Consider the following 9378-nt stretch of genomic DNA (forward strand, 5'->3'; position numbering starts at 1 on the left):
CGCCGGCTGAATCATAAAGAAGATGAAGGGTACTTGCATCATGCCCTCTATGAATTTCAAATTTTTGGAGGAACCGCGTATGACATGGGAAATGGCAAAACACGAATGTGACAAACAAATGCTGCTGGTCAATGAAAGTTTATTTGCGCTCGGAAACGGCTATCTTGGCGTGCGCGGCAACTTTGAAGAAGGCTACCCGGAAGAAATTCCTTCCATCCGCGGCACATACTTGAATGCTTTTTATGACATTACAGACATCGAATACGGGGAAAAAGCGTACGGATTTCCGGAAACCGGGCAGAAAATGCTGAATGTGATCGATGCACAGACCGTCGAAATTTTTCTTGGGGAAGAACGCTTCTCGCTTTTTGAAGGGGAAGTCCTCGGTTTTTCCCAAACTTTGCACATGAAACGCGGGTTTTCCGAACGTGCCATCCACTGGAAATCGCCTTCCGGAAAAGAAATCAGACTCACTTTTTCGCGGCTCGTTTCTTTTACACAACGGGAACTGTTTGCGATTCAAGTGAAAATGAAGCCGGTGAACTTTTCCGGGCCGGTGCGGGTGATTTCCACTGTCAACGGTGATGTGCAAAATTATGTCGATGCAAACGACCCGCGGACCGGATCTGCCCATGCAAAAAGGCTGGCTGTGACAAAAGCTATAGAGGAAGGCGGCACCATTATACTGCGTGCCCGCACATTTGCTTCCGGGCTTGAAACGGCCTGTGCCGTAACCCATACTGTTAACGTCCCTTGCGAATGCCGTTATGAACAAGACGAAAATAAAGTGCGCGCAATCATCAATTTCAAGCCCGGCCAACCGGTATGCTTTACAAAATTTGCGATTTACACGGACACGCTCCGCCACGGGGGCCATGTCGCAGAAAAAGCGGCGGACATCCTGAAAAGCATGCAAGGGAAAGATTTTTCAGCACTATTACGGGAGCAGGAGCAATATTTAGCCGCTTACTGGCAAGCAGCGGACATTGAAATTGACGGCGATCCGAAACTGCAGGAAGGGATCCGTTTCAATCTGTTCCAGCTCCTGCAGTCTGCCGGAAAAGACACCGCCAGCAATATTGCGGCAAAAGGGCTGTCCGGCGAAGGCTATGAAGGGCATTATTTTTGGGATACGGAAATTTATATTTTCCCGGTCTTTCTTTTAACGTATCCGCAAATTGCGCGGCATTTGCTGCTGTACCGTTACCATATCCTTGACCACGCACGGGCAAGGGCAAAAGAGATGGGCCATCAAAAAGGCGCGCTATTTCCGTGGCGGACGATCTCCGGCACGGAATGCTCCCCGTATTTCCCTGCCGGCACAGCGCAGTATCACATCAGCGCGGACATTGCTTACAGCTATATGCAGTACTGGTATGCCACACAAGATCAGGACTTTATGAAACAATACGGCATCGAAATCCTCGTGGAAACGGCGCGGCTTTGGCTTGAGGTTGGGCATTACCGGGAAAAGGACGGCAAATTTGCGATTGAAGATGTGACCGGGCCGGATGAGTACACGGCCATCGTTAATAACAATTACTATACCAATGTGATGGCAAAATACAATTTAAAATCAGCGCACAAATTTTACTACTGGCTGAAAGAAACAGATGCGGCCTTTTTTGCGGCATTTGCGGCGCGGCTTGGCTTAACGGACGAAGAAGCGGCAAGCTGGCGGAAAGCAGCGGATGGGATGTATCTCCCTTATGATGAAAAGCGCGGCATTCACAAACAGGATGACAGCTTTCTCGATAAAGCGGTCTGGGATTTTGAACATACGCCGAAAGACCATTACCCGCTCCTTTTGCATTATCATCCGCTCACGATTTACCGGCATCAGGTGTGCAAACAGGCGGACACGGTACTTGCACATTTTTTGCTGGAAGAAGAGGCCGATCCGGAAACGATCCGAAACTCATATCATTATTATGAAAAAGTCACAACACACGATTCATCGCTGTCCACTTGCATCTTCAGCATCATGGCGTCCAGGCTCGGCGAAACGAAAAAAGCGTATCAATATTTTATCGAAACAGCCCGTCTTGATCTTGATAACACGCACGGCAACACAAAAGACGGCCTGCATATGGCCAATATGGGTGGGACATGGCTGTCCATCGTGTACGGATTCGGCGGCGTCCGGATCAAAGAAAATGGGCTTTTCTTAAACCCGGCCATTCCGGAACAATGGGACCGCTATTTATTCCGTCTCACCTACCAAAACCGCAGGCTCCGGGTGGAAGTCACGCGCCATGCGTTCAAAGTGGCATTGCTGGAAGGAGATGCGCTGGACATCCATATCGGCGGCCGGACAGAAACGCTGCAACCAGGCAGGACGATTACCCGGCCGATTCCCGGATTGTGAATACAGGCGTTTTCATTGCACAAAAAATAGAAAAAAGCGGCGGGACCCTTTTTACAGTGGTTTCCCGCTGCTTTTTTCGGAACTTCTGAACGAATCGGGCTTTAACCGGCAACAGTTGGCGTTTCCTGCTGAAGGAATCCGGCTTCTATTTCACTGGTGTGCCAGCTTTCGTGTATGAAAAAGCCTGCTCAAAATCGGCAATCAGATCATCCGGATTTTCGAGGCCAACCGATAAGCGCAACAAGCTGTCGGAGATGCCGCGTTTTCTTCGGTCCTCAGGCGGCATTGCGGCGTGGGACATTTTTGCCGGATAAGACAAAATCGATTCTACAGCACCGAGGCTGACGGCAAAAACCGGGATTTTTACATGGCTGACGAATGCCCGTAGCGCCTCTTCATCTTCCAGTTCAAACGACAATACCGCGCCCGGCCCTTGTGCCTCCAGCTTTTGCAATGCATGCTGTGGATGGTGCCCGAGCCCCGGATAATACACGTTTCGTACAAGCGGATGCGCATCAAGAAAACGTGCGATTTTCACCGCTGATTGCTGCGATTGGAGCAACCGCACATGCAACGTTTTCAACCCGCGCAAAACGAGCCATGCATCCTGGACGCCGAGTATCGCCCCGAACGAGTTTTGCAAAAAGCCGAGGCGCGCTGCCAATGCTTCATCTTTTACAACTGCAAGCCCGGCGACGACATCGCTGTGCCCCGCTAAAAATTTCGTCGCGCTGTGCAGCACGATATCCGCCCCGAGTTCAAGCGGGCGCTGCAGGGCAGGCGTTAAAAAGGTGTTGTCGACAAAGGTGAGCGCCCCGGTTTCCTTTGCCAGTTCACTCACCGCACGGATATCCGTCACTTTTAAAAGCGGGTTTGAAGGGGTTTCTACATAAAAAGCTTTCGTGTTCGGGCGGACGGCCTGCCGCACTTCTTCAAGGTTGGTCATATCCACAAATGTATGTTCAATACCAAGCCGTGTCAGGACTTCTGTCACCATCCGGAACGTGCCGCCGTACACATCCTCGGTGATCACAACATGGTCGCCCGCCGACAAAAGCAGAAATGCCGTTGAAATCGCCGCCATCCCGGAAGCAAACGCGAAACCTTTGGCGCCGCCTTCGAGTTCGGCTATGACATCCTCGAGCGCTTCCCTCGTCGGATTGAGCGAGCGGCTGTAATCGTATTTGCCGAACTGATCAATGTCCGCCTGGTGGTATGTCGAAGCATGCTGGATCGGCACACTCACCGCACCGGTCACCTGGTCAATTTTGTGGCTGTTATGTAAAAGCCTCGTTTGAAAAGAATAATCTTCATTTGTCATCGTGTTTGCACCCCTTCGTGAATGTTGGCAAAAGCTTTTTCAATATCTGCAATCAAATCGCGGTCATCTTCAATTCCGACTGAAAAGCGCAAAAGGCAGTTGTCCACGCCCGAGGCAATCCGTTTTTCTTCCGGAATGTCGGCATGCGTCTGTGTAGCCGGGTAAGTGATAAAACTTTCCGTCCCGCCGAGGCTTTCGGCAAATGTAATCAGAGACAGGCCGCGTAAAAACGGGTCAATCCATGATTCTTCTTTTACACGGAAAGAAAGCATCCCGCCGCGGCCCGGATACAGCACATCTTTTACATCCGGATGCGCGCTTAAAAAGGCCGCCACAGCTTTTGCATTCTTTTCGTGTTTTTCCATCCGGAGCGCCAGCGTTTTCATACCGCGCATCAAAAGCCATGAATCAAACGGGCTGAGTGTGGCGCCGGCACCGTTATGGTACAAGAAAAGCTTGTCGCAAAGTTCAGCGCCCTTTGCCACGATCAGCCCGGCCAGCACATCGTTATGCCCTCCAAGATATTTCGTTGCGCTGTGGACCACAATATCAGCGCCTTCTTTAATCGGCTGCTGCAAAAGCGGGGTGTAAAAAGTATTGTCCACGATCAGCAGGATTCCGTGCCTTTTCGCAATTTCAGCCACAGCGCCGATATCCGTCTGCTGCATGAGGGGGTTTGTCGGTGTTTCGAGAAAAATGGCTTTCGTTTTCGGGGTGATTTCTTTTTCAATATTTTCCGGGTTGCAAGTATTCACGTACTTACAACAAAGCCCCCATTTTTTATACCCCTGCTCCAGCAGGCGGTAGGTGCCGCCGTATAAATCATCACTCACAATCCACTCATCGCCGGCCTGGAACAAAGATAAAACAGTGAAAATCGCAGCCATGCCGGAACTGCACGCAAACCCGCGGTCCCCGCCCTCCAGATCCGCAATCGCTTCTTCCAGCAACTGGCGTGTCGGGTTGCCGGTACGGGAATAATCAAAACCGGTCGACTGCCCAATGCCTTCGTGTTGGTAAGCGGTAGAAAAATAAACAGGCGGGTTCACCGCACCTGTCACGCGGTCACTGCGGTTTCCGATCTGTGCAAGTTTTGTTTCTGTACGATACATGATGGACACTCCCTCAAATAAAGTTAAAAACCTTCTCCAATAAGAAGAAGGCCATTCCTTTCGTGCATGAACCATCTTCTTATCTTTCAAGTTATGGATCCCATAACTTGCAGGACTTAGCACCTTTTCAACGCGTAAAAGCATTGAAGGTTGCTGAGGCTTCATCGGGCCATTCCCTCAACCTCTCTTGATAAGAAAATACGAGTATGAAATTTGCCATAAACACCGCAAAAGCCATTACACAACGGACTTAAAAAATGCTTATGTTCAATTTATCCCCTTTTTTCGGATTCGTCAAGCTTTTTTAAAAAATTTCCAATTTAATTTTTATCATTTGTCTATATAGTTTGGACCAAATCCTGAATATGGAGCATGGCAACCGGTTTCTGGGCGGCAACAACCGGCAACACCTTGAAAGCATGGTCTTCCATTATCCGCAATGCTTCCGCTGCCAGCTGATGCTCACTGACGCAAACCGGATATTTTGTATACAAATCTGCTACTTTTTTGTCCAGTACTTCATGGCCGTTTAAAAGCTCACGCCGGATATCGCCGTCCGTTAAAATGCCGGCCAGCCGTCCCCGATCATCAATAACTGAAACAGCCCCCGCCCCCGCTTCCGTCATCATAAATAATGCTTCCTTTATGCCGGTGTCCATTCCGGCAACCGGGTTCATGCTTTTCCGTTTAGCCACATGGCCAACCGTGAGAAGCAAACGCCGGCCAAGCGAGCCGCCGGGATGGAAGAGCGCAAAATTTTCCGGTTTAAAGTCCCTTGCCTTTAAAAGGGCTACCGCGATCGCATCCCCGAGCGCAAGCGTGACGGTGGTTGTAGAAGTCGGCGCAAGGCCGAGCGGGCACGCTTCCTCAACTTCCCCGATATCCATCACCAGATTCGAACGCCGCGCCAGTGTCGACTTGCGTGAACCGGAAATGGCAATCATTTTTGCGCCGATCCTTTTGATGGAGGGGATCATATTTAATATTTCCGACGTTTCCCCGCTGTTGGAAATGGCAATGAGGATGTCTTCTTTTGTTATTTTTCCAAGATCGCCGTGCAGTGCTTCTCCCGGGTGAAGGAAAAATGCCGGGGTACCGGTGCTTGCAAATGTGGAAGCAAGTTTCCGGCCAATGATGCCCGATTTCCCCATTCCTGTAAAAATGACTCTGCCTTCGCACGACAATATCATTTCAATGCCTTCATTTATACGAAAATTGATCCGGTCTTTCAGCTTTAAGATCTCATTGGCTTCTTTTTCCAGTACTTCACGGACGCTTTCGACATAATTGATGCTTCGTTTGAAATCTTTTAACATCCTATTCACCTCCGTTAATGGATGTTTGCTGCCGTTTGTTCTTTTATCATGCGATCAATTTCAATTATTGGCTTTAACATTTCTTCAATATCATCCAGTTTCACCATATTCGGGCCATCCGACCAGGCCTGGTCCGGATCAGGATGGGCTTCCAGAAACAACGCATCGATCCCGCATGCCGCCGCTGCCCTTGCCAGATACGGGACAAACGCACGCTTTCCGCCTGTTGAAGTGCCGTTTCCGCCCGGAATTTGGACACTATGGGTAGCGTCAAACACGACCGGATACCCTAATCTGCGCATTTCCGGAAGTGCACGCATATCCACCACCAGGTTATTGTAGCCGAATGTCGAACCACGTTCTGTAAGGAGAATTTTTTCGGTGCCGGATTCTTCCAATTTTTGAATGACGTTTTTCATATCCCAAGGCGCCAAAAACTGCCCTTTTTTGACATTCACGATTTTGCCCGTCGCGGCGGCGGCAAGCAGCAAATCGGTCTGGCGGCAAAGGAAAGCGGGGATTTGCAGTATGTCGAGCACTTCCCCGGCTGCTTTTGCCTGGTGCGGCTCATGAATATCGGACGTGACCGGTGCGCCAAATACATTTTTAATCCGGTCAAGTATTTCGAGCCCTTTTTCCAGTCCCGGGCCCCGTTTGGAAAAAATGGATGATCGGTTGGCTTTATCGAAAGAAGCTTTAAAAACGAAAGGAATGCCGAGTTTTCCGGCAATGGTTTGAAGGGTTGCGGCTGTTTCCATGGCCATCGTTTCACTTTCAATTACGCACGGGCCGGCAATCAATACAAGCGGTAGACGTTGGCCGAAAGCTATCCGGCTGTTCAGTTGGACCGTTTTCATTTGCTCACTCCTCATTGTTAAGTTTTCACGTGTCTTTACTCCTTCTACTGCAGGTTACAAATATTATCCTTTAGGAAACCGCACAGGACAAGGAAGTTGTAAAAAATATTCACAAATTTTTTTCGCTTTTATGTAAAGTTATCTCCAGAAATACCAAGCACAAAACCGGACAAGTTTTGTGCTTGATGACATGGATGGCGGGTAAAGTATCCTTTGAGGCAATGGATTGGAAAATATTCCTTTGTAAATGGCGGCGGCACTGAGCTCATTATTTTATACATGCCATTAACTCATCAGCCGTTTTGCTTTTGATGATTTTTTGCACAACGTACCTGTTTTCAATAATGGAAATGAGTTTTTCATACATACCATCTAAATCCGTTTGCGTGCCTTCTTTAATATTTAACAGGCAAACAAATTGGACCTTTTGCTGGTCATGCCAGTGAATAGGGCTTTTTAACGTGCATACTGTCCAAAACGTCTCCTTCGTTACGGGCACCATTGGATGGGGAATGGCTACGAGATTCCCAAAACAGGTTGGCGTAATCGACTCCCTTTCTAAAACAAGGTTTACATAATCCCTTGGTACAAGCTTTTGCTTATATAGTTCATCACATAAAAATCGAATCACGCTTTCCTTATCCCGCAATTCCAGCTGGAGAAAAATTCTTGAAGGATGTAAATACTTTTCTGCTACATTTTGTGTCTTGGATAAAAAACATTTTATCGCATGAATGTCCTTATCTTCCAAAAAAGTATTCACAACTTGGACCGGGACGCCCAAATTTTCCTTTATAGGAATCGTACTAATGATCAGATCAATAAAAGATAAATCATAGGATGACAAATTGTAGTAATTAATGGTATCGGCAATTTCAATTTCTTGCCCATACAAATTTTTTAACCGGTAGGACAGCAATTTTGCACTCCCTACGCCGGATGCACAAACGATAAGTACCTTTTTTATTTTTTTCTTGTTTAATTTCATTCGTTCAAGGGCAACTCCAATATGCAGCGCAATATAAGCAATTTCACCCTCCACCACTTCCATTCCTAAATATTCTTCTATACATTTGCCGGCAATGATAGCGCCTTCAAAAGCAGCTGGGTATTTTTTCTTTATATCGTTTAATAACGGATTCCGGATATTCATCTTATACCGTAACCGGTTCATTGCAGGACGAATATGCAGCGTTAACGACTGAATAAACTCGCGGTCTTGGCGGAAGTCCCAATTCAATTCAGACTTTAAACGATATAACATACAATTAATAATCGTTCCGGCTTCATCAAATTTACTAAATTCGGCCAGCTCCTTTTTGTGTAAAAGTTTGGTTCCTAATAAATGAACAATAATATAATCGATTTCTGTCTTAGGAAAGGCTAACAAAGTGAAAGCTTCAACTTCTTTTATAATTTCATTCGCCACAATTTTCTCAAATGGATAATCATCGACCAAAACATCAGCCAGCTCTTCAATGACAAAACCTTCCCGGATTCTCCGGCAGGCAATGGAAATATGTGTCGCTAAATTTTCCAAAGATATATCAGAGATTTCAATCTTATATTTATTGACCTTTTGGACGATTATTTCTTTAATCTTTTTAAATAGTTCCGGATCAATAAGCTGTAAACATTCTTCCTTCAGAAATGCCTCCTGGTTCCGCTCCAGTAATAAATTTGACAAACATAATCGTTTCATATATTCGTCCCCTTCCACTTTCGACCCGTAATGGGGACGGTTGATTAGCTTTAAGTGATATTGATTTAAAATTTTCTTTACGTCCTTCAAGTCATTTTGTAATGTCGACAAAGAGACATACATCTCGTCTATAAAACTTTCAATTTTAACAAAATCTGTTTCTAACAATAACCGGCGCAAAATATAGAGCACTCTTGTGTCTTTATCAGCAAAATCCCCCGCTAATTGGGGTTCCTCCGCAGAAATCTCATGGAGGACTTTTGAGAAAAGCCCGGCATCTAATACTTTTATGCTATATCCTAAACCTCTGGTCGATTCAATTTGAAACCCGTTTGAGTCCATATTATTTTGCATGAGCTTCATTTCATTCCGTATCGTCCGGTCACTGACGCCCAGTTCTTTTGCCATCCAGCCTGCAGTAACGGGTTCTTTTGATTTGGATAAAAGGATTAAGATATCTTTCTGCCGTCTTGATAAATTAGACAATGCCAACAACTCCCTTTTATCATTGATTACTACAATTTTTGGCAAAGAGAAACCATTTTTTCGGGCTGTGATGTAAACGTTGAAAAAACCAATGCCTTTATCCTTGTGCAGCCTGCCTTATCGTAGTTAGGGCTTGCTGAACGAATCAAATTTGGTCAGATACAAGCCAAATTCCGATTATCAAAATATAAAATAGTGTTGTGTAAAAATTTCAAA

The 9378-nt window shown here is 46.6% G+C and carries 6 protein-coding genes and 1 riboswitch; of the genes, 1 reads left to right on the plus strand and 5 read right to left on the minus strand.

Translation table 11 applies throughout. The features are described 5' to 3' along the window. Positions 1 to 79 precede the first annotated feature (79 nt). Positions 80 to 2368: a glycoside hydrolase family 65 protein gene (locus tag IC21_RS13095; RefSeq protein WP_029141960.1), complete on the plus strand. Its 2289-nt coding sequence runs from the start codon at positions 80 to 82 to the stop codon at positions 2366 to 2368. A gap of 145 nt (positions 2369 to 2513) precedes the next feature. On the opposite strand, the gene metC is transcribed toward IC21_RS13095, so the two are convergent. The 5 genes from metC to IC21_RS13120 form a co-directional block, all read right to left on the minus strand. After that, positions 2514 to 3689, minus strand: coding sequence for a cystathionine beta-lyase (gene metC, locus IC21_RS13100; RefSeq protein ID WP_029141959.1), 1176 nt, complete (start codon positions 3687 to 3689; stop codon positions 2514 to 2516). Beyond that, the gene (locus tag IC21_RS13105) at positions 3686 to 4801 is read right to left on the minus strand and encodes a methionine biosynthesis PLP-dependent protein (RefSeq protein ID WP_029141958.1); all 1116 of its coding nucleotides are present in this window, start codon (positions 4799 to 4801) and stop codon (positions 3686 to 3688) included. The genes metC and IC21_RS13105 overlap by 4 nt, the downstream gene beginning before the upstream one ends. A gap of 76 nt (positions 4802 to 4877) precedes the next feature. Further along, positions 4878 to 4998: riboswitch (SAM riboswitch) on the minus strand. 141 nt (positions 4999 to 5139) lie between these two features. Continuing rightward, complete coding sequence (locus tag IC21_RS13110; RefSeq protein ID WP_029141957.1) at positions 5140 to 6117, minus strand: KpsF/GutQ family sugar-phosphate isomerase; 978 nt, start codon at positions 6115 to 6117, stop codon at positions 5140 to 5142. 14 nt (positions 6118 to 6131) lie between these two features. Continuing rightward, positions 6132 to 6974 (minus strand): 3-deoxy-8-phosphooctulonate synthase, encoded by an 843-nt coding sequence (gene kdsA, locus IC21_RS13115; protein WP_019722158.1) that lies wholly within the window; start codon positions 6972 to 6974, stop codon positions 6132 to 6134. Positions 6975 to 7242: 268 nt separating this feature from the next. After that, positions 7243 to 9162 (minus strand): BglG family transcription antiterminator, encoded by a 1920-nt coding sequence (locus tag IC21_RS13120; RefSeq protein WP_029141956.1) that lies wholly within the window; start codon positions 9160 to 9162, stop codon positions 7243 to 7245. Between the last annotated feature and the right edge of the window lie 216 nt (positions 9163 to 9378).

The sequence above is a fragment of the Heyndrickxia coagulans DSM 1 = ATCC 7050 genome, from assembly GCF_000290615.1.
GTDB classification, from domain to species: Bacteria; Bacillota; Bacilli; order Bacillales; family Bacillaceae_C; genus Weizmannia; species Weizmannia coagulans.

Bases quoted from the DNA above. Each gene is read 5' to 3' on its own strand.
- IC21_RS13095 (WP_029141960.1), top strand. From the start codon at position 80: ATGACATGGGAAATGGCAAAACACGAATGTGACAAACAAATGCTGCTG.
- metC (WP_029141959.1), bottom strand. From the start codon at position 3,689: ATGACAAATGAAGATTATTCTTTTCAAACGAGGCTTTTACATAACAGC.
- IC21_RS13105 (WP_029141958.1), bottom strand. From the start codon at position 4,801: ATGTATCGTACAGAAACAAAACTTGCACAGATCGGAAACCGCAGTGAC.
- IC21_RS13110 (WP_029141957.1), bottom strand. From the start codon at position 6,117: ATGTTAAAAGATTTCAAACGAAGCATCAATTATGTCGAAAGCGTCCGT.
- kdsA (WP_019722158.1), bottom strand. From the start codon at position 6,974: ATGAAAACGGTCCAACTGAACAGCCGGATAGCTTTCGGCCAACGTCTA.